We start from the raw sequence: 25,293 nt of genomic DNA, 5'->3' as shown, positions 1-25,293 counted from the left end.
CTCTCGGGTCCGCGCCGCCGGCGCGGGCCTAAATAGGTAATTAAGTTCCTATTTACCTATATACGCCCGTCCGCGTCCAGCCGTCAAGCACCCGGAGGCGCGCCCACGGGCCGGGAGACTTCGATACAATGAACGGCACTGCCCCGCGCGCCCGGCCGCGATGGCCGGCGCCGCGAGACGAGAAAGGCGTTAGCTCATGCCTGCGCTCGAAGACCTGGCGGCCGCGTTCCCTGAAATCCCTCCTTCGGTGATGTTGAAGATCGACCTGTTGCGCCGCGGCGTGCGCATGGGGGCCGCCCCGGTTGGGACGCGGCACTACCACCACCACGATGAGCCGGGACAGAAGCCGATGGACGCCCAGGCGCATCTGCAGGGCAGCGTGATGCTGCCCGACGGCACCACGGTGTTCGTGGCGCACAACGCGGCCAGTCCCTACGTGATCGCGGCGGACCCGGACACCGGCGGGCTGTCGCTGCGCGAAGAGGGGCGCGACCACGTCATCACGGCACTACGGCCCGGCCCGCGCTTCGGCTGGACCGCGGCCCGCACGTCGCGGCAAACGCCGCTGGGCGCGGTGTTCAGCCAGAGCCTCGGTGGCACCTGCGGCCCGCTGGCGATCTTCCTGCTGCGCTATTGCGAATTCATCAAGAACGAGGAGCAGTGCCGCTTCTGCTCGTGGGTGCGAATGGGAAAGTCGCATGAGGTGCGGCCCAATGCCGCCGACCTGCGCGAGGCGCTGGCCACGATCTGGGCCGAGCAGCAATCGATCGGCTACCTGGCGTTCAGCGGCGGCAGCCTCTTCAACCGCACCAGGGAAGCCGATGCGTTCCTTCTCTACATGGACGCCGCCAGGGAAACCGGGCTGCCGCTGCCGACGACGGTCGCCGCCATCCAGGCGCTCGATCGGGCCGACTCAGCGCGACTGCGCGACGCCGGGTTCGACTACGCCTGCTACTCGATGGAAGTGTGGGACGCCGCGGCCTGGGAGGCCGTGCTGCCGGGCAAGGCCCACTCGGTCGGGCGCGAGCGCTGGATGCGGTGCCTGAGCGAGGCCGCCGAGGAGTTCGGCCCGGGTCGGGTGCTGTGCAACTTCGTGGCGGGCGTCGAGACCGCCGTGCCAGGGCTCTATCGGACGCCGCAGGCGGCAGCCGATGCGACGCTTGCCGGCATGCGGTGGTGCTACGAGCACGGCGTGTATCCGAAGTGGGCCACCTGGATCGTGTCGGGCGGAGCGGTGTTCTCGACACACGAACCGGCGCCGCTCGAGTACTACGCGCATCTCATCCAGGGCCGCCAGCAGCTGTACGCCGAATACGACCTGCCGGTGCCGGCCACCGACTGCCGGCACTGCCTCACCCAGTCGTGCGAGGCCGATTTGGCGGTGCTCGATCCGGCGCGTTACGCGGTCGGTGCCGCGGCCCTGCCCGAGTGGGACCGCCATCCGGTGGCGCACGTGCGCCACTAGGTCCGGCGGCAGGCCCGTTGGCCTCAGGCCGCCCGGAACAGCCGCGTGAAGTTACCCGAGAAGATGCGCCGCTGGTCCTCGGGGTTGACGCCGATGGTGTCGAGGATAGCCTCCTGCTGGTCGTAAACCTCGCGGTTCCAGCCTCGCGGAAAGAACGACGAGTCGGTCCCGAACACCAGCCGATCGGGACCGACGACCTTCAAGGCGGTTTCGAACACGTGCTCGAGCGTGAGCCCGGGCGTGTACTTGATCCACGAGTTGGAGCTCGAGGTGTCGAGGTGGACGTTGGGGCAGAGGTCCGCCACCATCAGCGCTTCGCGCAACATCCCCGCGCCGAAATGCGGAATCACGATCGGCACCGCCGGGAACCTCAGCGCCATCCCGTGGAGATCCAGCGGATTGCCGAAGCGGAGGTCGAACGGGCTCGTCAACCCGAGCTTCTTGCGGATGCCCACCGACAGCACGCCGCAGTGCGCGAACACCGCGGTGCCCGGCCGCGCCGCGGCCAGCTCGAACAGGCGGGCGACCCGCTCGTCGTGAAGCGCCACCCGATGCATGGCGGGGAACAGGCAGATGGTGCGGAGTCCCCGATCCAGCGCCCTCGTCGCATAGGCGACCGCATCGTCGCGCGTGGGATCGACCATGAAGAACCCGACGAAGCGGGACGGGTGGAGCGCCACCGCTGTCGCCACGGAGTCGGCGTCGCCAGGCAGGCTGGCGATCAACGCGACCGTGTCGACACCGTGGCGATCCAGATCGACCACCCACCGCGCCGCCAGCGCCTCCGTCGATTCCGGATTGTCCCAGCCAATCCCTGCAAGCTTCTCGGGTGTGGCCCCGAGTCCAGTAAAAAAGCCAGGTGAGAAGAAATGCACGTGCGCGTCACAGATCATGGTTTTTGGAGCCTTCCCACAGACGAGCTGCCCGCGCCACGCGTTGCGCAGTGATTCGCGCTCCCCTCCGCCAAAGTGTACGTCCGTCTGCGGCTGTCCCCACTTAGTCAGTTGAGAATCGCTACCACCTGCGCCGGTCGGTGGCACCTCACAAGCAAACGCTACGACAGACCCTCGAGGGTTCCCAAGGGGAGAGGTGTATGAGCGATGTACTTGTGCGGTTGGCCCTGATCGGCGTTGTCATCGCGCCGCTTCCCGGGCAGTCCGCCTCGGCCCAGACCAACGACGCCCCAAAACTCTATCTCTCGCAGTGCGCCAAGTGCCACGGTCCCGATGGAGTGCCGCGGCCGATTGCGAAGGGAGCGAGACGATTCACCGACCCGGACTGGTCGCCACCCGTGGAAAAAGTCGCGGAGGTGATCACCATGGGCAAGGGCGAGGTCATGCCGAAGTTCAAAGGGCGCTTCACGCCGGAACAGATCCTCAGCCTCGCGGAATACGTGCTGACGTTCAAAGGCCGCGGCACGAAGTAGACGCGTCAGGCGGAACACGGCAAGAACACAGTCAAGACGCCAGGCAAGAACCGACAAATAAATAGAGTTGTGCCCATCGACTGGGAGGTCGATATCGAATGGGGTCCCACACCATCACTACCATCGTGCTGCTCGCCGGATTCCTGCTGGTCGCAACGAAGCTCGAGGCCACGCCGGCCTACGCCCGCAAGCATCAACTGGCGTGCTCGATGTGCCACTCGGCGTGGCCGCTGATCAACAAGTTCGGCCGCACGTTCAAGGAGAACGGCTACCGCCTGGACCGGGAACCCGCGGTGGTGGACCCGGCCAGCACCGATCCCGCGGACGACATCACGATTGACGAGAACCTGGGGTTGAATCGAGTGTTGCCGCTGTCATTCCGGATCCAGGGGCGGCCCGTGGCCAAGCGGAACACCGACTCGCGCTTCGACATGCAGGTGGCTCACGAGTTCGAGTTGCAGGTGACCGGCTCCGCCCCGGGCAACCTCTCGTACTACGCCAACATCGAGGCGGCCGACGACGCGGATTGGGCGGCTGAACTCGCCGATCTGGTGGCCGGGTGGCATCCGAAAGCACAGGCGAACATCGTCGGCGGGTTCGGCCCGATGACGTTTGTGGACCCCTACAACACGTTCTCGAGCCGGCGCCTCACGCAGGACCGTCCGTCGCCCAACGGCTCGGGATTCCAGTCCGCCTACCGGATCCGCGATCCCGGGCAGTTCGTGTCGTTCTACGGCCGCGCCGGTGGTCTCTTCTACAGCGCGACCGTGGGCACCGGCAACAACGACTTCCTCGGCGCCGACCTGAAGGATTACGTCGTGCGGGCCGCGTACGACCTGCCGGGCGGCGCCAGCATCGGCGCCTTCTCGTTCATCGGCGAGCGGGAACTCACGGCACCCGTCCGCGTGCAGGACTACACACGTTCGGGAGTTGACGTCCAGATCGACACCAACGGCTTCACGGCCAACGCGGTCTGGTATCGCGCGAAAGAGGATCTGGCGGCGACGCTGGTCGAACAGGAAAACGACGCGTGGTACGTCCAAGCCCTCTACACGACGCCCACCAAGATCCCGATCGTGCCGGTGGTGCGCCTGGAATCAGTCGAGTCCGGCAACGGCCAGGCCCGGACCACGCAACTGGCGCTGGCGCTCGTGGGCTACGTTCGGGGCAACATCAACGTGTCGCTCGACTACACCAAGCAGCTGAAGGTGCCGGGGACGGCGGCGAAGACGAACCGCTTCTCGATTCTGTGCATCGTCGGGATGTGACGTGTCTGCGACTCCCAGCGAGGCGGTGGGCGGTGACACGGGGCGGCGTCGATTCCTGGTCCGGGTCATCGCCGGCATTCATGCCCTGATCGGCACGAGCCTGGGCGTGGTGCTCGGCGGCACGGTGCTGGCACCAAGCCTGGCTCGGCGGGAGGGACGGTGGCTGGCCGCGGCAAGTCTCCTCGACTTGATCGACGACGAGCCGATGCCCGTCACCCTCCGGTTGGCCCGTGACGACGGCTACAGCCAGGTGGTGGATCGTCACGTGGTCTTTCTCGTCAAGTCCGGCGACGAGGTGAAGGCCTTGTCATCGGTATGCACGCACCTGGGCTGCCGGGTCAGTTGGCACGCCAGCGAGCGGGTGTTGAAGTGCCCGTGTCATGGCGGCGTCTTCGACGCGTCCGGCGCCGTTGTCGGGGGCCCGCCGCCGGCGCCGCTGGCCGCCCACGCGGCCAGGCTCGACGGTGACATGGTCATGGTGCAGCTCTGATGCCACGGCTACCGAACCTCGGCGACTGGTTGGACGAGCGGACCGGATATCGCGCGGGCAAGAAGCACCTGCTCGATGAAGCCATCCCGCGCGGCACCGGATGGTGGTTCGTCACCGGCAGCGTCCTCATGCTGCTGCTCGGCGTCCAGTTCCTCACCGGCATCGTGCTGACGACGTTCTACGTGCCGGCCCCGCTCCTGGCCTACGACAGCGTGCGCCACATCATGGACGGCCCGGCCCTCGGCCACGTCGTGCGCGGTCTGCACGTGTTCGGCGCCAGCTTTCTCGTCGTGGCCGCCGCCGTGCACATGCTTCGCGTGGTGCTGTTCGGCTCCTACAAGGGCAAGCGCGAGACCACCTGGATCACCGGCGTCGTCCTGCTCCTGGTGATCTTCGCGTTTGCGTTGACCGGGTATTTGTTGCCGTGGGACCAGAAGGCCTACTGGGCCACCACGGTCACCATCAACATCGCGGCAGGCACACCGGTCGCGGGCGACTTCATCGCGTCGCTCATGCGCGGCGGCGCCGAGCTGGGCGCGTTGACGCTGTTGCGGTGGTACTCGGTGCATGCCTTCGTGCTGCCGGGCGTCCTGGTGGCCTTCGTCGTGGCGCACCTGTTCCTGCTCCGGCGGCACGGCGTCTCGGGTCCCATTCGTCCCGTGACGGGGCCGCCCCACAGTTTCTTTCCGTATCACGTGATCAAGGACACCGTCGTCATGGCGGTGGTGTTCGCCGCGCTCCTCACCCTGGCCGTGATGAGGCCGGCCGGGTTGGAGGGGATGGCCGATCCCACCGATGCCTCGTACATACCGCGCCCGGAGTGGTACTTCCTGTGGCTGTTCCAACTGCTCAAGTACTTTCCAGGCCCGTTCGAGCCGGTGGCGACCATGGTGATCCCAGGGTTGATCGTGGGCCTCATGCTGCTGCTGCCCTTCCTCGACCGGGGACCGGAGCGGCGCCCGTGGAGACGCCCCGGCACCGTCGGCGCGGTTGGCGCGGTGCTCGCGCTGGTCGGCGCCCTGACCTACCTGGGGCTGAGGGATTTCCCGGAACGGCACCAGCCGTCTGACTGGAGCCTGGTGGCGCTGGCCGGACTCGAGTTCGCGGGCGATGCGCGCTGCACGACCTGTCATCGGCCGGACGGCCCGGCCACGCCGATCAATCGCATCCGGCTCAGCAAGGATCCCGACTGGGTGCAGGCGCACGTCGCCGACCCGGAGGTCATCGCGCCCGGCAGCCGTCCGGCCCCCGATGGCGGCATGAGCGCGGCGCAGGCGATGGCGGTGATCGGCTACGTCCAGACGCTGCGCGCCGGCGCGGCGCCGCCGTCGGGCATCGCCCCGGAAACGCAGGCCGTCGCCCGCGTCTTTGCCCGTTCGTGCTCGCAGTGCCACCGGCACGGGGGCGGCGGCAGCACGTCGGGGAAGGATTTGACGCACGTGGGACGCACGCGCAACGCCGACTGGCTGCGCCAATGGATTAACGATCCCAGCCTGATCGACGAGACGTCGGAGATGCCCGCGTTCGCGGGCCGCATCTCGCCGGAGGATCTGGCGGCGATCTCGCGCTATCTCGCGGGCGAAACGCGCATGCGCATCACACCCGGTGAACGGCGCGGCAGTCCCTGATCCTATGCGTCTATACCCATAGGAAGACGGCGCCGAGGGCCCGGCCCTATGAGGCGCCGCGGCGGTTGCGGTAGAGGGCCGGCTCGGCCACGGCGACCATCCGATCCACGTCGAGGCGGCCGCCGACGAACCGGTTGATGCGCGCCGCCTGTCCGCCGGGGTCGGCAAGGACCTCGGCGTAGTCCACCGTCAAGGTCGAAAAGCACGCCCGTTGCCGCAAGAAGCGCTCGACCTGCTCCAGGTGCTGCGCGTAGAGCGCCATCGTGCGGTCGTCGCCGGCCCCACGATCCTCCTCGCGGGCGTCGAGCATCTTGTTCTGCGATGAGACGACCTCGCCCAGGTCGCGTCGCATGAAGACGACCTGGTAATCGTACGACTCGGGCAGGTAGGTAAGGAGAAACGAGATAATCTTCACGGCCTGGCCGCGCGCATCCGCGAGCCAGGCGGTGTCGCCCGCCTTGTCGAGTTCCTTGACGCGCTCGAACTCGTAATAGCCGTTGGGGTTGCTCGCGTCGGCGCGCCGAAGGCCGTCGGTCAAGATGGGGAGCCCCCCGGCCTCGAGCATCTTCATCGCCATTGATGTTCCCGACCGCGGCAGGCCGGACACCACCACAATCGGACGGCCGCGTCGAAGGCGGCGAAGGAAGGACACTGGAGCCATCGTCGGTTGCCAAACGGGTTCGGCCCGCCTAGAGTGATCGTTTGAAGTTCCTGACCACCCTCACGCTGGCGTTGCTCGTGCTGCTTGGCAGCGCCACGCCGGCCCTAGCATACATCGGCCCCGGCGCCGGCTTCGCGCTGATGTCGTCGGCCTTCGTGCTCGTCACCACGATCCTCGTCGTGTTTGTGACGCTGCTGGCCTGGCCGTTCCGTGCCTTGTGGCGGGCCCTCACCAGTCCGGCGCCGCCCAAGGCATCCATCACCCGGCTGATCGTGGTGGGCCTCGACGGCCAGGATCCGAAGCTGACCGATCAGTTCATGCGCGAAGGCATCTTGCCCAACTTCAGCGCCCTCGCCGCCACCGGCAGCTATCGGCGCCTCAAGACGACTTTTCCCTCGGTGTCGCCGGTGGCGTGGTCGTCGTTCAGCACCGGCTCGCACCCGGCGCGGCACAACATCTTCGATTTTCTCGATCGCGACCGCCGCACCTACCTGCCGATGCTGTCGTCGGCCCGCATCGGCAAGGTCGATCGGTTCCTGAAGATCGGCCGCTACCGGATTCCCCTGCGCAAGCCCGAACTGCGGCTGCTGCGGAAGTCGAAGCCGTTCTGGACGATCCTCGGGGAGTATCGCATCTGGAGCACGGTGCTGCGCGTGCCCATCACGTTCCCCCCCGACCGCTTCTACGGCGCGGAACTGAGCGCGATGTGCGTGCCCGATCTGCTTGGCACCCAGGGCACGTTCCTGCTCTACACGACACGGCCCCAGGGCCAGGCATTCAAGGAGGGCGGGCTGCGCTTTGCGGTCTCGGTCGAAAACGACTGCGTCACGACCACGTTGCACGGGCCGGACAACACCTTTCTGGACGGCACGCCCCCGCTCACCTTGCCCCTGCGGGCGCGGCTGGATCGCGGGTCACGCCAGGTGCACGTGGAACTGGGCGAACACGCGGTCACGCTCCAGGCCGGCACGCTGAGCGACTGGATCCCGCTCGCCTTTTCCGCGATGCCCGGCATCACCGTGAAAGGCCTGACGCGCCTGCTCGTCACCGAGCTGGGCGAGCACTTCTCGCTGTACGTCTCGCCCATCAACCTCGACCCTGACGCGCCGGCGATGCCGATTTCGCATCCCTCCTACTACGCCACCTACCTCGCCAAGCGCGTGGGGTCCTTTGCCACGCTCGGCCTGGCCGAAGACACGTGGGCGCTCAACGAAGGCGTCACCGACGATGGGACGTTCCTGCAGCAGACCTACGACATCGACCGCGAGCGGGAGTCGATGTTCTTTGCGTCGCTCGATCGCCTGCGCCGCGGCTGCCTGGTGTGTGTCTTTGACGCCACCGATCGCATTCAGCACATGTTCTGGCGCGACATCGATCCCGGACACCCCGCCGGTCGCGGCCGCGAGCAGGCGCCGCACCGCGACGCCATTCGCGAGCTCTACCGCCACAACGACGCGCTGGTGGGTCGCGTCCGCGCGCGGATGCGGGATGGCGACGTCCTCATGGTGATCTCGGACCACGGCTTCAGCTCGTTCCGCCGCGGCGTCAACCTCAACCAGTGGCTGCTTCGCGAAGGCTACCTGACGCTCAAGCCCGGCACCGACGGCAGCAGCGAGTGGCTGCGGGATGTGGACTGGAGCGCCACGCGCGCCTACGCGCTTGGCCTGACGGGGATGTTTCTCAACCTGACAGGCCGCGAGGCGAGCGGCATTGTCTCTCCGGGAGCCGAGGCCGCCGCGCTCAAGGCCGAGATCATGGGCAAGCTTCGCAACCTCGCCGACACCGAGAAGGCGGCGGTCGGCGTCAACGAGGCGTTCGACACGACCGCGCTGTACTCGGGCCCGTACCTCGAGAACGCGCCCGACCTCATCATCGGCTACAACGCCGGCTACCGCACGTCGTGGGACTGCGCCACGGGCATGGTGTCGGGACCGGTGTTCGAAGACAATCTGAAACCGTGGAGTGGCGACCATTGCATCGATCCGCGCCTGGTACCCGGAGTGTTCTTCTGCAACCGCAACGTCACGACCGAGGAACCCTCGCTGATCGACATCGCGCCGACGGCGCTCCGCCTGTTTGGCATCGACCCACCGCCCCATATGGATGGCCGCCCCATGGCCGGACTCGCATGAGGCGCGCCGGTTACGGAGTGTTGGTGGCGCTGGTACTCGCCGGCGCGCTCGTGGCCGGCGCGTGCGGGTCGCGCGCGCCGGTGGGGCGCAAGGTGATCGTGCTGGGCTTCGATGGTCTCGACTACGACCTGACCCGCCAGATGATCGCCGCCGGCCGCCTGCCCGGGTTCGCGCGCCTCGCCGCCACCGGCGGCTTCTCGTCGCTCGGCACCACCATTCCCCCGCAAAGCCCGGTGGCGTGGTCCACCTTCATCACCGGTCTCGACCCCGGAGGGCACGGCATTTTCGACTTCGTGCATCGCGATCCCAAGACGATGCTCCCGTACCTGTCGACGACGCGGACGGAGCCGGGCGGCCGGACGCTCGGCGTCGGCCGATGGCAGGTGCCGCTGTCGAGCGGCCGCGTGGAATCACTGCGCCACGGCCAGCCGTTCTGGGAGGTCCTCGAGTCGCGTGGCGTGCCCACCACCATCATCCGCATGCCCGCCAATTTCCCCCCGTCTGGCACGGCCACTCGCGAGCTGAGCGGCATGGGCACGCCGGATCTGACCGGCACCTACGGCACGTTCGCGTTCTACACCTCCGAGCCGTATGCCTACGTTGGCCAGTCACTGTCCGGCGGCGTCGTGCATGCGGTCAAGGTTCGGGACGGCCAGGTACGGGCGTCGCTCGAAGGGCCCGATAATCCGTTCCTGAAGAAACCGGAGAAGGTGCGCGCCGAGTTCACGGCGCAACTCGACCAGGCCAACCGCCACGTCAAGATCACCGTTGGCACCGACGAGCTCCTGCTGGCCGTGGGCGAATGGAGCGACTGGGTGCCGGTCAGCTTTTCGCTCGCGCCGACGCAGTCGATTGGCGGCGAGGTCCGCTTCTACCTGAAGGGCCTCGATCCGTTCTTCGAGCTGTATGCCAGCCCGGTCAATATCGATCCCATGGATCCGGCCATGCCGGTGTCGCATCCAGGCGACTACGCCGCGGAGCTGGCGGAGGCCACCGGGCGTTTCTACACGCAGGGCATGCCCGAAGACACCAAGGGCCTGAAGACCGGCGTGCTCACCGAGGCCGAGTTCCTCGCCCAGGCGCGCCTGGCCGCCGACGAGAACCGGCGGCAATATCGCTACGTGCTCGACCGGTTTTCGGACGGCCTGCTCTTCTACTATTTCGGCAACGTCGATCAGGTGTCGCACATGATGTGGCGCGCGCGGGATCCCAATCACCCCGCCTACAATGCGGTGACCGACAGTCCCAACGCGAGCGTGGTTGACGAACTCTACCGGGGCCTCGACGCCATCGTCAGCGACACGCTCGCGACGCTCGGACCGGACGATCTGCTGGTGGTGATGTCGGACCATGGCTTCACGTCGTGGCGCCGCGCGTTCCACATGAACAGCTGGCTTCGCGACCACGGCTACCTGGCGTTGATCGATCCCAACCGGCGCGACGACCCCGGGTTCTTCGGCAACGTCGACTGGTCCCGCACGCGCGCCTATGCGGTCGGCCTGAACGGTTTGTATGTGAACCTCAAGGGCCGCGAGCGGGACGGCATCGTGGAACCGGCCGCACGCGAGGCACTGGTGAGCGAGATTGCGGCGAAGCTGCTCGGCACGATGGACCCGGCGACCGGGAGCGCGGCCATCACCAAGATGTACCGGCGCGAAGAGGTGTTTCACCTGGCCGGCAACGAGGACGTCGCGCCCGACCTGGTGGTGGGATACGCGAAGGGCACGCGTGGGTCCGACGAGTCGGCGCTGGGCGGCCTGCCGCTGGACGTCTTCATGGACAACACGAGCGCGTGGAGCGGCGATCACTGCATGGATCACGAAACGGTCCCCGGCATCCTGCTGGCCAGCCGGCCGCTGCGGCGTCAGGCGCCGACGATTGAGGACCTGGCGGCGGCGGTTCTCGCGGAATTCGGGATCGACGGGTTTCCCGGCAACGCCGGGGAGCGCCGCGCCAAGGAGCACTGACATGTTTGGATCGAACATCAAGTTGGACAAGGCCCTGCTGGCGAAGGTCAAGCGCTTCGCCGACCTCGCCGGCTACTCGTCGGTGGACGAGTTCGTCACGCACGTGATCGAGAAGGAACTGGCCAAGTTCGAGGGCTCCGACTCCGAGGAAGACATCAAGAAGAAGCTGAAGGGGCTTGGCTACATTTCCTGACCGCGCGCTGGCGTGGGTGAACGGCGCGCTCACGGCCGCGTTCGACGCGGCCCTCGGCCCGCTCATGGGATGGCCGCCCGTGGCGAGCCTGCTGGTCGTGTCGCTGGTCACGGCCGTGGTGATGCTGCTGGTGGTGGCCCGCACGTCCAACCAGAAGGGCCTGGCCACCACCAAGCGGGGCATCCACGCGGCGCTGTTCGAGATCCGCCTCTTCGGCGACGACCCGGTGAACGTGCTGCGGGCGCTCGGCGAGGTGGTGATGTGCAACGCCCACTACCTGCGCCTGTCCCTGGTGCCGCTGCTCTGGATGGCCATCCCGCTGGTGCTGGTGGTCGCGCAGTTACAGGGCTTCTACGGGTACGAAGGACTCACGCCCGGCGTGCCGGCCATCGTCAAGGTGGAGCTGCGGCAGACGGCGTCCTCGGCGGACGTCTCCGCAGACGCGCTGGTCATGGACGCGCCGGACGGCATTCGCATCGACACCGCCGCGGTGCGGTTGCTGGGGTCCAACGAGGTGCTGTGGCGCATCGTGCCCAACGCGGAGGGCACTTACGCACTGACCATTCGCGACGGCGACCGGGCCGTGACCAAATCACTGCAGGTGTCGGCCTCCCGGGCACGACGCTCGCCCAGGCGCCTGCAGGCGGGACTGGCCGGCCAGGTGCTCTACCCGTCCGAGCCGCTCGTGCCCGAGGAGAGCCGCATTGCGGCCATCACGGTGATGTATCCCGAGCCAGGGCTCGAGGTGCTTGGCTGGCGCGCGCACTGGATGATCGTGTACGGCCTGCTCTCGATGGCGTGCGCCCTGATCCTGGCGCGGCGGTTCGGGGTCACGATCTAGGCCGCAGATGTGACGCAGATGACGGAGACAGGCTTCTCCAGCTACAGCGGCCCGGGAAGCGGAGCCGACGGCCAGGAGTTGTGGCACAATCCGCGGCATCGCCCGCCGCGTAAACATTGAAACCTGCGACCCATCATGCACATGCCATTCACGCCCCTCCGCCGCGGCGCCCTGATTGCCGCCTGCTGCGCAATCGTCCTCTCGACGGGCGAGCGAAATACACAGGCCCAGGCCGCCGCCGACCTTGCCCTGATCAACGGGAGCGTCATCACGATTGATGGCCGCGACTCGGTGGCACAGGCGGTGGCCATCACCGGCGGGAAGATCACGGCGGTCGGCACCACCGATCAAATCAAGGCGCGCATCGGCAGCGCCACCGAGGTGATCGACCTGCGCGGCCGGGCGGTCACGCCCGGGCTCATCGACACCCACGTTCACTTCACTGAAGCCGACGCGCTGTTCACGGTCGACCTCGGCGACGCCTCGATCAAGACCATTGCCGATGCGCAGAAGCGCGTGGCGGATTATGTCGCCCGGCTGAAGCCGGGCGAGTGGGTGAGGGGGCGCGGGTGGGACGAAGGGAAGTACGCCGAGCAGCGCTATCTCACCGCCGCCGACCTCGACGCGGTGGCCCCGAACAACCCGGTGTGGCTCACGCACACCACGGGCCACTACGGCGTGGCCAACACTTACGCGCTGAAGATGGCCGAAGTACGGAAGGACACGAAAGACCCGCCGGCCGGCACCATCGATCGCACCGCCGACGGCATGCCGACCGGCGTGATGAAGGAATCGGCGATGGGCCTGGTCAACCGCCTGGTGCCGCCCCTGACGCGCGATCAGCTGAAGCAGGGGCTGGTCAAGATCATCGAAGACTTCAACAAGGAGGGCATGACCGGCGCCAAGGATCCTGGAATCAGCCCTGCGAAGTGGGAGTTGTATCAGGAGCTCCTCCGCGAAGGCCGGCTCACGGTTCGGGTCTTCGCCCTGTGGGCGGGCGCCCGCCGCCTCGAGGACCGCGCGGCGGTACTGGCCCGCGCGCAGGCCAACCCGCGGCAAGCCGGGCTGGCCGGGGATGGCATGCTGATTTCCGGCGGCGTCAAGATGTACATGGATGGCAGCGGCGGCGCCCGCACGGCGTGGCTGCACGACGACTGGAACAAGAACCTCATCGACATCGACAAGGGCAATCCGGGCTATCCCTCGACGCCACCGGATGAATACCGACAGATGGTCACCGAGCTGCACGACGCCGGCATCCACGTGAGCACGCACGCCATCGGTGATCGCGCGATCGACTGGGTGATCGACACCTACGACCGCGCGCTGCAAGCCAGGCCCACGCGGGGCCTGCGCCATGGCCTCATTCACGGCAACATCCCCACCGATCGCGCCATCGACACGATGGCGCGCCTGCAGCGGGACTACGACGCCGCCTACCCCGAAGCGTCGTCGACGTTCATGTGGTGGATTGGCGACAACTACGCGGGCAATTTCGGACGGGCGCGCAATCAACGCCTCAACCCATTCAAGACCTTCACGCGCAAGGGGGTGCAGTGGGGCGGGGGCTCCGACTACCCCGTCACGCCGTTTGCCGGGCGCTACGGACTGTGGGCGGCGGTGGCCCGCGAAACGCTGAACGGCACGTTCGGCGCCACGCCGTTCGGAACGGCGGAGTCGGTGGACATCAGGACGGCGCTGCGCTCGTACACCATCTGGGCGGCCAGGACGATGTTTCTCGAAGACCGCATCGGGTCGATCGAGGTGGGCAAGGACGCCGACCTCGCGGTGTGGGATCGCAACCCGTACGAGGTTCCCACCGCGGCGCTCAAGGACATGCGGTGCGAGCTGACGCTCGTGCGTGGCACGGTTGTGTATCGTGGGGGGGCGCGCTGAGCGCCACGATCCCGACCCGGCTGACCGAGGCACTGGGCTGCCGCCACCCGATCATCTCGGCCGGCATGGGCGGACCGGCGCGGTCGGAACTGGCGGCCGCGGTATCCGAGGCGGGTGGCTTTGGGCTGCTCGGCATGGTGGGCGAATCGCCCGAGCTCATCGCCCGGGAAATCGCCGACGTGAGACGCCGCACCGCCAGGCCCTTCGGCGTCAATCTTGTCCCGTTCGCCACCGCTCCCGCGCTGCTGGCCGGCCAGCTGGCCGCGTGTTTCGACGCGCGCGTCTCGACCATGTGCTTCTTCTGGGATGTGCATCCCGCCATCGTCGAGCAGGCGAAAAACGCGGGATGCCTGGTGCTTTATCAAGTGGGATCGCTCGAGGATGCGGTCCTGGCGCAAGCCGCCGGCGCCGACGTGGTGATCGTGCAGGGCGTCGAGGCGGGCGGCCACGTGCGCGGCCGTCTGCCGCTGTCGGTCCTCCTGCCGCAGGTGGTCGATACGCTCGCGGTCCCGATCGTGGCTTCCGGCGGCATTGCCGATGGGCGCGGCCTGGCCGCGGCCCTGGAGTCGGGCGCCCACGGCGTGCAGTGCGGCACGATCTTCCTGGCGAGCCCTGAGTCGTTCGCCCACGACTACCACAAGCAGCGGATCGTGGCGGCCGGACCTGGCGACACCGTGCACACCGACCTGTTTGCCATCGGCTGGCCGCCGCATGCGCCGGTGCGCGTGTTGAAGAACAGCGTGACCGCGGCTGCGGGAGACACGCTGTGGGGCAATCATCCGGACCAGTTGCCGCGCGACGTGATCGGCGACGACGAAGGCCGGCCGGTCTACCGGTGCGGCACTGATTCGCCCTTGCGATCGACGACTGGAGATTTCGAGCAGATGTGCCTGTACGCCGGCAACAGCTCCGCACACGTTACTGGAATTCACCCGGCCGCGGCCATCATCGACGCCATGATGCGCGATGCCACCGCCGCCGTTCGCGGCGCCGACGCGCGAGCGGCAAGGCTGTGAGTCCCGCCCTTCGTCCGGCACCCGACGCTGATGCCCAGCTGGTTCGCGCCATTGGTCCCTGGGGCGCCACGCTGCTGGTGATTGGCAGCGTCATCGGATCCGGCATTTTCCTGACCACCGGCCTCATGGTGCAGGAGTTACCGTCTACGCCGCTCGTGCTGTCGGCCTGGGTGGCTGGTGGCATGCTGGCCATGGCCGGTGGCCTCACCTATGCCGAGTTGGGATCGATGTTCCCGCGATCGGGCGGGCTCTACGTGTTCCTGAGCGAGGCCTACGGGGCGGTGTGGGGATTCCTGTTCGGCTGGGCCTGCCTCCTGGTCATCCTCACGGGCAGCGTCGCGGGTGTGGCCGTGGGGTTTGCCGAATACTTCAGTTACTTCTTCCCGTCGCTCGGCACCGACCGGGTGCTCGTCACGTTCGCCATGCCGTGGGGCGCCTGGAGCATCAGCGCCGGGCAGCTCGTGGCCGCCGGATCGATCGCCATCATCACCACGATCAACTACGTCGGCGTGCGCAGCGGCAACCTCGCGAACACGCTGCTCACGGTGGCCAAGGTCGTCGGCCTCGTCGTGATACCGCTGCTGGCCATTGCCTACATGCGCGTGGAACCGGTGTGGACGCCAGTCGTGCCGCCTGGCGCGTTGCGCCCGCTCGCGTCGTTCGGCGTGATCATGATCGCCGTGATGTGGACCTACGAGGGGTGGTACTACGTGGCCTTTGCCGCCGGCGAGATCAAGGACGCCGCGCGAAACGTCCCGCGCGCCTTGATCTACGGCACGCTGGCACTGACCGCCATCTACGTCGGCGTCAATCTCGCCTACTTCTACTCGCTCACTTTGGAAGAGATGTCGGGCGTCACCCGCGTCGCCGAGAAGGCGATGACCGTACTGGTGGGACCGGCCGGCGCGGCGATCGTCGCCGCGACCGTGGTGGTGTCGACGTTCGGATGCAACGTGGCCGGTGTCATCGCTTCATCGCGGACCTGTTTTGCCATGGCGGCCGATGGCCGTTTCTTCCCGGCGGCGGCGCGTGTGCATCCGGCGTATCGCACGCCCCATGTCGCGCTGCTCGTCACCAGCGGGTGGTCGGCCTTCCTCACGCTCACGGGCGGCTACGAGGCCCTGTTCACGTATGTGACGTTTGCGTCCGTGCTCTTCGGCACGCTCGGCGGCGTGGCGATTTTCGTGCTGCGGGCACGGCGGCCTGATGCGCCGCGGCCGTATCGCGCGCTCGGGTATCCGGTGGTCCCGGCACTCTACGTGCTGGGTTCCTTCGCGCTCGTCTGGAACACGTTGATGGAGCGGCCCACCGCGTCGATCGCCGGCCTCGGGCTGGTGGCCCTGGGCCTGCCGTTCTACCTGTATTGGTCGCGGACCGCCCGCTAGTGGTCCGAATCCGAATTAGCTCGGCATTCGGCTGGCGCTGCATCCCGACTGGCGGCGTTGCTCCTCCCTTACATATGCTCAATATGCTCGGTCGTCGCGCCTTGCCATTCGGGCGCATCGCCACCCTCGATGCACGAGCTAATTCGAATCCGGACCACTAGCACCCGCCAGGCCGCGTCGTTACTTCGGCTTCTGGTACACGATCTTGCCGTCGAAGATCGTCGCCTCCACCACGACGTCGGTGGCCGTCGCCGGCGGCCGGGCCAGGAGATCCGCGGATAGCACGACCAGGTCCGCCAGCATCCCCGGGGCCAGCGTGCCCTTGCGCTGCTCCTCGAATGACGCGTACGCCGGCCAGCGCGTATAGCCGCTGATCACGTCACGCATCGGCAGCTTCTGATCGGCGGCGTTGGGCGGACCCGTTCTCGCCGCCGCCACCCAGATGCCCTGTCCCGGCGACAGCGGCGCCACCGGCCAGTCGCTGCCGAACGTCACCCGGCCGCCGGCGTCGTGAATGCTCTTCCAGGCCCACGCCCGCGAGGCACGGTCGGGACCGATGTTGTCTGGCCACGGGCCGGACGGGTGCGCGGAATTCATGTCGCCCAGCGGCACGTGCATCGGCTGCTGAGAGGCGATGACCCCCAGTCGCGCAAACCGCGGAATGTCGGCGGCATCGATGGTCTCGATGTGTTCGATCCGATGGCGCCGGCCGCCGGCCGGGGCGGGATTCTCCGCCGCCGCCCGCTCGAACGCGTCGAGCGACATGCGGATGGCCCGATCGCCAATCGCGTGGATCCAGATCTGCCAGCCGCGCTTGTCGACCATCGCGACGAGGCGATTCAGTTCGTCGGCTGAGAGGTTGGGCGAGCCCGCGCTGGAACTGTTCGTGTACGGCGCCAGCAGGGCCGCGGTCCGGCTCTCGATGACGCCGTCCGCGTAGATCTTGACCGCACCCGTCTTCAACGCCGGGTCGTCGCCGAACTGTTTCCGGACGGCCTCCATGCGATCGAGGTCGGCCTCGGTCGTGCCCGCCTGCGCCGAGAAGGCCAGATACGTCCTGACCTGCAGTTCGCCGGCCCGCCGCGCCTCGTCATACAGCGCCATCTCGTCAGGATCGCCGCCCGCGTTCTGCACGCTCGTAACGCCAAACCGGTGCGCGTGCGCCACCGCGGTGCGCAGCGCCGCGCGTCGATCCGCGGCGGTGGGCTTCGGCATGATCCCGCGGACGAGGCCGGTGGCCGATTCCTTCAAGTGACCCGTGGGCTCGCCGGTCTTCGGGTCTTTGACGACCACGCCATTGGCGGGATTCGGTGTGTCTTTCGTGATGCCGGCCATGGCCAGCGCCTTTGAGTTCACCCAGATACTGTGGCCGTCGTAGCAGGTCATCACCGCGGGTCGATCGGCGACGACGGCATCCAGCTGCGCTTTCGTGGGAGTGCCGCCCGGGAAGGGCGAATAGAGCCAGCCACGGCCCTTCACCCATGCGACCTCGGTCTTGGCGGCGGCGAAGTCACGGATCGCGGCCTGGACTTGCGCCAGCGTGGTCAGGCCCGCGAGGTTGACGTCGCCCAGTGTCTCGCCGCCGCTGAGAAAGTGAACGTGCGAGTCGTTGAACCCCGGCGTGACCGTGGCGCCGTGCGCGTCGATGACCTGGGTCTGAGGCCCGCGAAGGGCCGCGAGCTCCTGGTCGGTTCCGACGCGGAGGACCTTGTTGCCGGCGACGGCCACCGCTTGCGCGATCGTGCCCTGCTCGTCTGCCGTGAGCACCCGGCCGTTCACGATCATCAGGTCGGCGACGTCTCCCGCGGCCGGCGATGGTGTGGTGTTGCATGCCGCGGTCGCGAACGCCAGCGATGCGAGGCAGACCCAGGACGCCGCACGAACCCTCATAGACAATCTCCTTCTGTGACTCATTGCGGTCGTCACGCTTCAGCGGTCCACGACAGGCAGAACCACTTGGGACAGGTGCGCGCCGCCGTGATGGACGCGAATGGTGGCGCGTTGCCGCCGCGCCGACACGGTCTCGAGATCTCCCGTGTGCAGGTTGCGGGAAAAGTTGGGAAAGAAACTCGCCGAGACCTGGGCGCGGACGCGATGCCCGCGCTTGAACAGGTTGCTGGTGACCAGGTGGTCGAGACGCAGCTCGTAGATCTCGCCGGGCTCCAGGAGCTGACGCCCCTTCTCCAGATCCCGATAACTGGCCCGCACGACGTCGAGTCCGGGGCTCATGAGGTTGTAGGCGGTGCCGTCAGGCGCGACGTCGAGCAGGCGGACCCACAGGTCAGTGTCGCGGCAATCGCACGACACGTAGATGCGGGCACGGATCGGGCCGGTGACCTCGGTATCGCGGTCGAGAGGGGCCGAATCGAAGGTGAGCACGTCGCTTCGATCGGCGAGCCGCCGATAGTCGTGCGCGCCGGCCCCGCCGTACGGATTGGTCACGGGGCCGTCAGGGTCGGCAATGAACACGCTGGGCGGCGTGGCGCCGGTTGGCGGTTCCGCCGTGAGCGCCCCGTGCCGGGGGGCCGGGCCTGGCGGCGCGGACAGGTAATAGGCGACGGCACGTGCCGGAGGCGGCCAGGCGCCGGCTGTCTTCCACCGGTTGTCCCCCATCACGAAGTAGCGGACGGCGGGATCCGGCGGCGCGGCCTGGCGATCACCGCGCAGGTGACGGTCCATCCAGTCCAGGACCACCTCGTCGTAGGCAATCGCGGCAGCGGTGCCGAACTCGCGTTCGCCCGATTTGGTGCGGGCGGTGGCGTCCACGCCGTGCACCCAGGGGCCGATCAGCAAGGCCGTGCGCGTGGGTTGCCCGCCACGCGAGCTCACCAGGCCGGCGAAGTTGGTCGTGGCTCCCTCCGGCCCGTAGTTGTCGTCGTGCCATCCAGACAAGTTGAGCACGGCGGCTTGCGTGCGCGAGTACTTGCCGCGCAGTTCGGCAAAATTCCAGAAGGGGTCGTCCGGCGGATGGTGCAGCCAATCGAAATAATAGGGCGCGACGTCGCGAAACTCCTCGAGTTGATCGAGCGGCAGCGTGCCCTCCATCTTCCGCTCGAACGCCGCCCAGCCCTTGCGCGCGTCGGCTGCAGTTCTTGGCCCGGGCAGGCCCTTCCTGACGCGAACGTCGGGCGCGATGTTCTGCCAGATCCAGTAGGTCCAGGACATGTCCCAGACGCCCCAAGTGTAGAAAAAATTCTGAGGGGTCGAGAAGGTCATGGCCGGGACCATGGCCTTCAAGTGCGGCGGCGCCTCGACGGCGGCGAGCCATTGCACGGCGCCTGGATACGACAACCCGAACGTGCCGACGCTGCCGTCTGACCACGGCTGGCGGGCGGCCCATTCGATGGTGTCGAAGCCGTCGCGCCCTTCATTCTCGTAGGGCCGGAACTCCCCGTCCGACCGGTAACGGCCGCGCACGTCCTGAACGACGACGGCGTAGCCCCGCTCGACCGCGCGGCTGAAGATCGTCTCGTCGTCAAGCGCCGCATGCTTGCCGTACGGCGTGCGATAGACCAACGTCGGGAACCGTCCCTGAGCGGGCGGACGCAAGACATCAGCGCGAAGGACGACGGCATCCCGCATCGGCACCGCCACATCGACTTCGCGCAGCATCGTCTGGCCGGCGGGCGTCGGCGCCTGGGCCGACAGCGTCAGCGCGAAGAGGGTGGCGAACGCCACCTGGTAGCGGGCGATCGCGTTGTGGGTGAGGCGCATTTGACCTTTGAGCGGCAGCACGCCCACGGCGTGTCACCGCGCAGTATACTCCCGCGATGCACGCCAGCATGGGCGCCTATCGCCGTGTGCTGCCGGACGGTCTTGTCGTCGCCTCGGCACAGCCCGAACACGCCGGCCAACTCGAAGCGCTTCAGCGCGTGGTGTTTCCGACCCTGGCTGACGATCAGCGCTTCAAGGCCGCCCACTACCGCAAGCACCTCGAGCTGTTTCCGGCCGGGCAGTTGGTCGGGCTTGACGGCGATCGCGTGGTGGCGGCCACGGTGACCATCCGGCTGCATTTCGATTTCAACGACCGCACGCATACCTTTGCCGACGTCATCCAGGGCGGATGGCTGACGTCGCACGAGCCGGACGGCGACTGGCTGTACGGCGCCGATATTGGTGTGCACCCGGACTATCGCGGACGGGGCCTGGCGCAGGCGCTCTACGCCGCGCGCCAGGAGCTGGTCTGGGCGCTGGGCCTCAAGGGGCAGGTGACGGCGGGCATGATGAGCGGCTTCGGCGCCGTCAAACACCAGATGAGCGCCGAGTCGTACTACGAGGGGCTGGTGAGCGGCCGGCTCAACGACCCGACGCTCTCCATGCAGCAGAAGGTGGGTTTCGAGTTCCGGGCGCTGCTCAAGGACTACTTGAGCGACCCGATCTGCGACAATTACAGTGTACTGATCGTGCTCGATGCGGCCAGGGACGTGCAGGGCGCAGTCCGGCCGGGAGAGCCCGCCGGCCAAGTGAAGGAGTCAGAGATGTCATCGATTCAGCTGAAGACGGAAGTGCCCGGCCCCCGCAGCAAGGCGCTGCTCGCCCGGCGGGTGGCGGCGGTTCCCACGGGCCTCGGGAAGGCGACCGACGTCGTCGTCGATCGCGCCGAGGGCGCGCTCGTGCACGACGTCGACGGCAACACCTTCATCGATTTTGTCGGTGGCATCGGCGCGCTGGCCGTCGGCCACTGCCCGCCTCCGGTGGTCCAGGCGATCCAGGCCGAGGCGCAGAAGCTGATTCACATGGGCTCGCTCGTGGCGACCTACGAGTCCTACGTCCGGCTCTGCGAACTGCTCAACGAGGTGACGCCCGGGGCGTTCGCCAAGAAGACGCTGCTCTCCAACAGCGGCGCGGAAGCGGTGGAGAACGCCGTGAAGGCCGCGCGGGCGTACACCAGGCGGCCCGGCGTCATCTGCTTCGAGGGCGCGTACCACGGCCGCACGCTGCTGGCGGTGAGCCTCACGAGCAAGTACGGACTGTTCAAGAAGAGCATGGGCCCGTTCGCGGGCGAGATCGTCCGCCTGCCGATGCCCAATGCTTACCGCGCTCCAGAAGGCATGACCGCGGACGACTGCGTCACCTGGACCATCCATCAGCTCGAGCACGCCTTCACGGCACAGGTCGATCCGTCCGAAGTTGCCGCGATCATCATCGAGCCGGTCCAGGGCGAGGGCGGCTTCATCCCGGTGCCGCCGCGCGTCATGCGCCGCATCCGTGAGCTGTGCGATCAGCACGGCATCGTGATGATTGCCGACGAGGTGCAGTGCGGCTTCGCCCGCACGGGCAAGCTGTTTGCGCTGGAGCACTACGGCATTGCCGCCGACATCATCGTGACCGCCAAGTCGCTGGGCGCCGGCATGCCGGTGAGCGCCATCACGGGTCGCGCCGAGATCATGGACGCGACGCACGTGGGCGGCATGGGCGGCACCTACGGCGGCAATCCCCTGACCTGTGTCGCCGCGATCACCGCGATCGAGATGATGCGCCAGCCGGCCTTCCTCGCGCGGGCGGAGCGCATCGGCGTGATGCTGCGAGAGACGCTCGAGGGGTGGAAGGGCCGTCATCCCCTGATTGGCGACGTGCGGGGACTTGGCTCGATGATGTTGATCGAACTGGTGAAGGACCGTGCCACGAAGCAGCCGGCGCCGGATGAAACGCTGGCCATCATCAGGGCGGCGTGCCAGAAGGGCGTCATCGCCATGCGGGCCGGGCTCTTCACCAACGGCATCCGGTTCCTGCCGCCGCTGGTGATTACCGACGACCAGTTGCACGAAGGCCTCGGCGTGATCGAACAGGCCCTCACCGAGGTCGAGGCGCGTCTCGTCCCGGCTCCGGCCGCGAGCGCCGATCGGCTTCAGCCCGCCGGCCGATCCTGACGCGCGTCCGGTGATGCGCGCGGACACGGCCGAGACGATCTTCCACAACGGCGTCCTGTGGACGGGGCGCGGCGGGCCCCCGGCCGCGACGGCGCTCGCGGTGTCGGGCGGCCGCATCGCGGCCGTCGGCGCCGGCCACGATGTGCTGGCGCTGCGGGGGCCCGGCACGCGCATGGTGGATCTGGACGGGCAGACCCTGATCCCGGGGTTGGTCGACGCCCACGCGCACATCTGGAAGATCGGGCATCTGCTGACGACGCTGCTCGACGTGCGCGGCGTCGAAAGCCTCGCCGGCCTGGCGGCGCGGTTGCGCGATCAGGCCGGCCGGCTCCCGCCCGGCGCCTGGCTGCAGGGCCGCGGCTACAACGAGGCCCGGTTCCCCGATCGCCGCCCGCCGACGCGCGTCGATCTGGACGCCGTCGTCTCCGATCGGCCCGTCGTCCTGATGCGGACGTGCGCGCATATCGTCGTGTGCAACAGCGTGGCCCTGGCGCGGGCCGGCATTACGCGGAACACGGCGCCGCCCCCGGGCGGCGAGATCGACCGCGGCGAAGACGGCGAGCCGACCGGGGTGCTGCGCGAAACGGCCATGGGCCTGGTCCTGCGTCAGGTCCCGCCGCCCACTGCGGACGACTACGCCGCCATGATCACCGCGGCGATGCGGCACCAGTTGTCGCTGGGCATCACGAGCACCAACGATGCGGGCGTCGGGCCGGAGCTGATCGAGACCTACTTGCGGATGGACGAGGACGGGCGGCTGCCGGGCCGCATCAACGTGATGGCGTTGCGCCTGGTCGATGGCGTGGGCGCGGTGCCGCTGCCCGCGCGCCGCCACGGGTCGGATCGCCTGCGCATTGACACGGTGAAGTTCTTCGCCGACGGCGGCCTGAGTGGCGCCACGGCGGCGTTGAGCGTGCCCTACCGCCATGCCGACACGCGCGGCGTGCTGCGTTTCGAGCATGACGAACTGCTGGCGTTGGCGCGCGACGCGCACGAGTCGGGCTGGCGCGTGGCCACCCACGCCATTGGTGACCTCGCCATCGATCAGGTGCTGCGCGTGTACGAGGCCCTTGGCCGGGGGCCCCTGCGTCACCGCATCGAGCACTTCGGGCTGCCAGGCGCCGGGCACCTGGCGCGAGCGGCGCGGCTTGGCGTGATCGCGGTGCCGCAGACGGTGTTCGTCCACGCGCTCGGCCGCAACTTCCGGCAGTATCTGCCGGATGCGCTGTTGGCGCGGGCGTATCCGGTCCGCGAGATGCTGGACGCGGGCGTGACGGTGGCGCTGTCGTCGGATGCGCCGGTGGTCGAGAACGATTCGCCGCTGCTTGGCATCCAGGCGGCGATGCTCCGTCGCGACGAGGATGGCCACGCGATTGCGCCGGGCCAGGCGATTTCCCTGGACGAGGCGCTTGACGCCTACACCCGGGGCGCTGCGGTCGCGTCGGGCGACGACGGGAATCGCGGCCGCTTGCACGAGGGAATGTGGGCGGACCTGGCCGTGCTGTCGGGCAACTTGAGTGAGACGCCGCCCGAGGCCCTGACGGCGCTCCGGGTGACACAGACGTGGGTGGGCGGCCATCAGGCGTACTCGGGATAACTGACCATGACATTCACCTATCAGCAACACATCGACGGCGCCTGGACCGGTGCGGCCGGTGGCGGCACCTGGGACGTGATCAATCCCGCCACCGAAGAGGCGATCTGTTCGGTTCCGTTCGGCGGACGTGACGACTGTCACGCCGCCATCGAGGCGGCGGCGCGGGCCTTCCCGGAGTGGGCCCGCCGCACGGCGTACGAGCGCGGCGCCATCCTGCAGCGCGCGGCGGCGCGCATGCGTGAGGTGGCCGACCAGGCCGCGCATGCGATGGTGCTCGAATGCGGAAAGCCGTTGGCGCAGGCTCGCGGGGAGTGGCTGGTCGGTGCGGATCTCTTCGACTGGTTCGCCGAAGAAGGGAAGCGCGCCTACGGGCGGACGATTCCGTCGCGGGTCGCCACCAAGCGGATGACCGTGTTGCGGCAGCCGCTTGGCGTGGTCGGCGTGATCACGGCCTGGAATTTCCCCGCCTACAACCCGGCGCGGGCCTGGGCGGCGGCGCTGGCCGCCGGCTGCACCGTGGTTGCCCGCCCGTCGGAGTTCACGCCGCTGACCGCGATGGCGATGACGCAGGTGCTGGTCGAGGCCGGACTGCCGGCCGGCGTGCTCAATCTCGTCAACGGCGATCCCGAGGCGATGGGGCAGGAGATGCTGGACCATCCGGCGTGCCGCAAGATCAGCTTCACCGGGAGCGTGCGCGTCGGCAAGATCCTGATGGACGGCGCGTCGCGAACGGTGACGCGCCTGTCGCTCGAGCTCGGCGGCAACGCGCCCGTGATCGTGCTGCCCGACGTCGATCTCGAGCAGGTCGCCGCCGGCGCGGTTACCAGCAAGTTCCGCAACAACGGCCAGGTGTGCGTGGCGCCGCAGCGGTTCCTCGTGCATCGGAGCGTCGCCGACGCGTTTGCCGCCGGCGTCGCGCGCCGGGCCGCCGGGTTGCGCCTTGGCAGCGGGCTCGATGCGGCCGTGCAGGTGGGGCCGCTGATCAATGCCCGGCAGCGCGACCGGGTGGCCGCGCTGGTTGCCGGTGCGGCCGGCCAGGGTGCCGAGGTTCGTTCAGGGGGCCGCGTCCCCGCCGCGCTGTCGCACGGATATTTTTTCGAGCCGACCGTGCTGTCCGGTGTGGCGCCGGACCTGCCGGTGTTCCGCGAGGAGATCTTCGGGCCGGTGATGCCCATCGTGCCGTTCGACGAGGTGGACGAAGCCATTGCGCTGGCGAATCGGACGCCGTACGGCCTGGCCGCCTACGTCTGGACCAACGACCTCCGCGCGTCGGTGAAGATATCGGAGGCCCTGGAGTTCGGCATGGTCGGCATCAACGAATGGGCGCCGCACGCGACCGAGGCGCCGTTCGGCGGCTGGAAGCAGAGCGGACTCGGACACGAGAGCGGCAGCGAGGGGCTGTCGGAATATCTCGAAACCAAGCTCGTGGCGGTCGGCGGCCTGAGCTGACGATGTGGA

At 68.2% G+C, this 25,293-nt stretch carries 19 protein-coding genes; 15 read left to right on the top strand and 4 right to left on the bottom strand.

Features of this window, described 5'->3' with window-relative positions; translation table 11 throughout:
- The first annotated feature begins 196 nt into the window (after positions 1-196).
- The gene (locus WC815_17990; GenBank protein ID MFA5910675.1) at positions 197-1,465 is read left to right on the top strand and encodes a radical SAM protein; all 1,269 of its coding nucleotides are present in this window, start codon (positions 197-199) and stop codon (positions 1,463-1,465) included.
- Positions 1,466-1,488: 23 nt separating this feature from the next.
- On the opposite strand, the gene WC815_17985 is transcribed toward WC815_17990, so the two are convergent.
- Positions 1,489-2,358, bottom strand: a complete 870-nt coding sequence (locus WC815_17985) for an amidohydrolase family protein (GenBank protein ID MFA5910674.1) — start codon at positions 2,356-2,358, stop codon at positions 1,489-1,491.
- 200 nt (positions 2,359-2,558) lie between these two features.
- Between WC815_17985 and WC815_17980 the strand changes: the two genes are divergently transcribed.
- The 4 genes from WC815_17980 to WC815_17965 all read left to right on the top strand — a co-directional run bounded on the left by WC815_17980 (position 2,559) and on the right by WC815_17965 (position 6,277).
- Positions 2,559-2,891 carry a cytochrome c gene (locus WC815_17980; GenBank protein MFA5910673.1) on the top strand — a complete coding sequence of 111 codons (333 nt, stop codon included), beginning with the start codon at positions 2,559-2,561 and terminating at the stop codon, positions 2,889-2,891.
- 98 nt (positions 2,892-2,989) lie between these two features.
- Positions 2,990-4,159 carry a hypothetical protein gene (locus WC815_17975; GenBank protein ID MFA5910672.1) on the top strand — a complete coding sequence of 390 codons (1,170 nt, stop codon included), beginning with the start codon at positions 2,990-2,992 and terminating at the stop codon, positions 4,157-4,159.
- A gap of 1 nt (position 4,160) precedes the next feature.
- Positions 4,161-4,649 (top strand): Rieske (2Fe-2S) protein, encoded by a 489-nt coding sequence (locus WC815_17970; GenBank protein MFA5910671.1) that lies wholly within the window; start codon positions 4,161-4,163, stop codon positions 4,647-4,649.
- Positions 4,649-6,277: a cytochrome b N-terminal domain-containing protein gene (locus tag WC815_17965; protein ID MFA5910670.1), complete on the top strand. Its 1,629-nt coding sequence runs from the start codon at positions 4,649-4,651 to the stop codon at positions 6,275-6,277. The genes WC815_17970 and WC815_17965 overlap by 1 nt, the downstream gene beginning before the upstream one ends.
- A gap of 46 nt (positions 6,278-6,323) precedes the next feature.
- Here the strand turns inward: WC815_17965 and WC815_17960 are convergent, their stop codons facing one another.
- Positions 6,324-6,929, bottom strand: coding sequence for a sulfotransferase (locus tag WC815_17960; GenBank protein ID MFA5910669.1), 606 nt, complete (start codon positions 6,927-6,929; stop codon positions 6,324-6,326).
- Between the two features lie 50 nt (positions 6,930-6,979).
- Between WC815_17960 and WC815_17955 the strand changes: the two genes are divergently transcribed.
- From WC815_17955 to WC815_17925, 7 genes are all read left to right on the top strand, one after another.
- A complete protein-coding gene (locus WC815_17955) occupies positions 6,980-9,070 on the top strand; it encodes an alkaline phosphatase family protein (GenBank protein MFA5910668.1) in 2,091 nt (696 codons plus the stop codon).
- Positions 9,067-11,037: an alkaline phosphatase family protein gene (locus WC815_17950; protein ID MFA5910667.1), complete on the top strand. Its 1,971-nt coding sequence runs from the start codon at positions 9,067-9,069 to the stop codon at positions 11,035-11,037. The genes WC815_17955 and WC815_17950 overlap by 4 nt, the downstream gene beginning before the upstream one ends.
- A gap of 1 nt (position 11,038) precedes the next feature.
- The gene (locus WC815_17945; GenBank protein MFA5910666.1) at positions 11,039-11,230 is read left to right on the top strand and encodes a hypothetical protein; all 192 of its coding nucleotides are present in this window, start codon (positions 11,039-11,041) and stop codon (positions 11,228-11,230) included.
- Positions 11,214-12,071: a hypothetical protein gene (locus WC815_17940; protein ID MFA5910665.1), complete on the top strand. Its 858-nt coding sequence runs from the start codon at positions 11,214-11,216 to the stop codon at positions 12,069-12,071. Before WC815_17945 ends, WC815_17940 begins: the two co-directional genes overlap by 17 nt.
- Before the next feature lie 141 nt (positions 12,072-12,212).
- Positions 12,213-13,967, top strand: coding sequence for an amidohydrolase (locus WC815_17935; GenBank protein ID MFA5910664.1), 1,755 nt, complete (start codon positions 12,213-12,215; stop codon positions 13,965-13,967).
- Complete coding sequence (locus WC815_17930) at positions 13,913-14,983, top strand: nitronate monooxygenase (protein MFA5910663.1); 1,071 nt, start codon at positions 13,913-13,915, stop codon at positions 14,981-14,983. Before WC815_17935 ends, WC815_17930 begins: the two co-directional genes overlap by 55 nt.
- Positions 14,980-16,368, top strand: coding sequence for an amino acid permease (locus WC815_17925; GenBank protein MFA5910662.1), 1,389 nt, complete (start codon positions 14,980-14,982; stop codon positions 16,366-16,368). The genes WC815_17930 and WC815_17925 overlap by 4 nt, the downstream gene beginning before the upstream one ends.
- A 180-nt stretch (positions 16,369-16,548) precedes the next feature.
- Here WC815_17925 and WC815_17920 read toward each other — a convergent pair whose 3' ends face one another.
- Complete coding sequence (locus WC815_17920; GenBank protein MFA5910661.1) at positions 16,549-18,258, bottom strand: amidohydrolase; 1,710 nt, start codon at positions 18,256-18,258, stop codon at positions 16,549-16,551.
- A 39-nt stretch (positions 18,259-18,297) separates the two neighbouring features.
- A complete protein-coding gene (locus WC815_17915) occupies positions 18,298-20,082 on the bottom strand; it encodes a CocE/NonD family hydrolase (protein MFA5910660.1) in 1,785 nt (594 codons plus the stop codon).
- A gap of 56 nt (positions 20,083-20,138) precedes the next feature.
- On the opposite strand from WC815_17915, the gene WC815_17910 reads away from it, so the two are divergent.
- The 3 genes from WC815_17910 to WC815_17900 are packed head-to-tail and all read left to right on the top strand — an operon-like array spanning position 20,139 to position 25,284.
- A complete protein-coding gene (locus WC815_17910; protein ID MFA5910659.1) occupies positions 20,139-22,238 on the top strand; it encodes an aminotransferase class III-fold pyridoxal phosphate-dependent enzyme in 2,100 nt (699 codons plus the stop codon).
- Positions 22,239-22,251: 13 nt separating this feature from the next.
- Positions 22,252-23,835, top strand: a complete 1,584-nt coding sequence (locus WC815_17905; GenBank protein ID MFA5910658.1) for an amidohydrolase — start codon at positions 22,252-22,254, stop codon at positions 23,833-23,835.
- A 6-nt stretch (positions 23,836-23,841) separates the two neighbouring features.
- Positions 23,842-25,284, top strand: a complete 1,443-nt coding sequence (locus tag WC815_17900) for an NAD-dependent succinate-semialdehyde dehydrogenase (protein MFA5910657.1) — start codon at positions 23,842-23,844, stop codon at positions 25,282-25,284.
- The last annotated feature ends 9 nt before the right edge of the window (positions 25,285-25,293 follow it).

This window comes from Vicinamibacterales bacterium, from assembly GCA_041659285.1.
Taxonomy (GTDB): Bacteria; Acidobacteriota; Vicinamibacteria; order Vicinamibacterales; family UBA2999; genus 12-FULL-67-14b.
The sequence above is the reverse complement of the archived record's forward strand: the minus strand, read 5'-3'. Positions and strand labels throughout refer to the sequence as shown.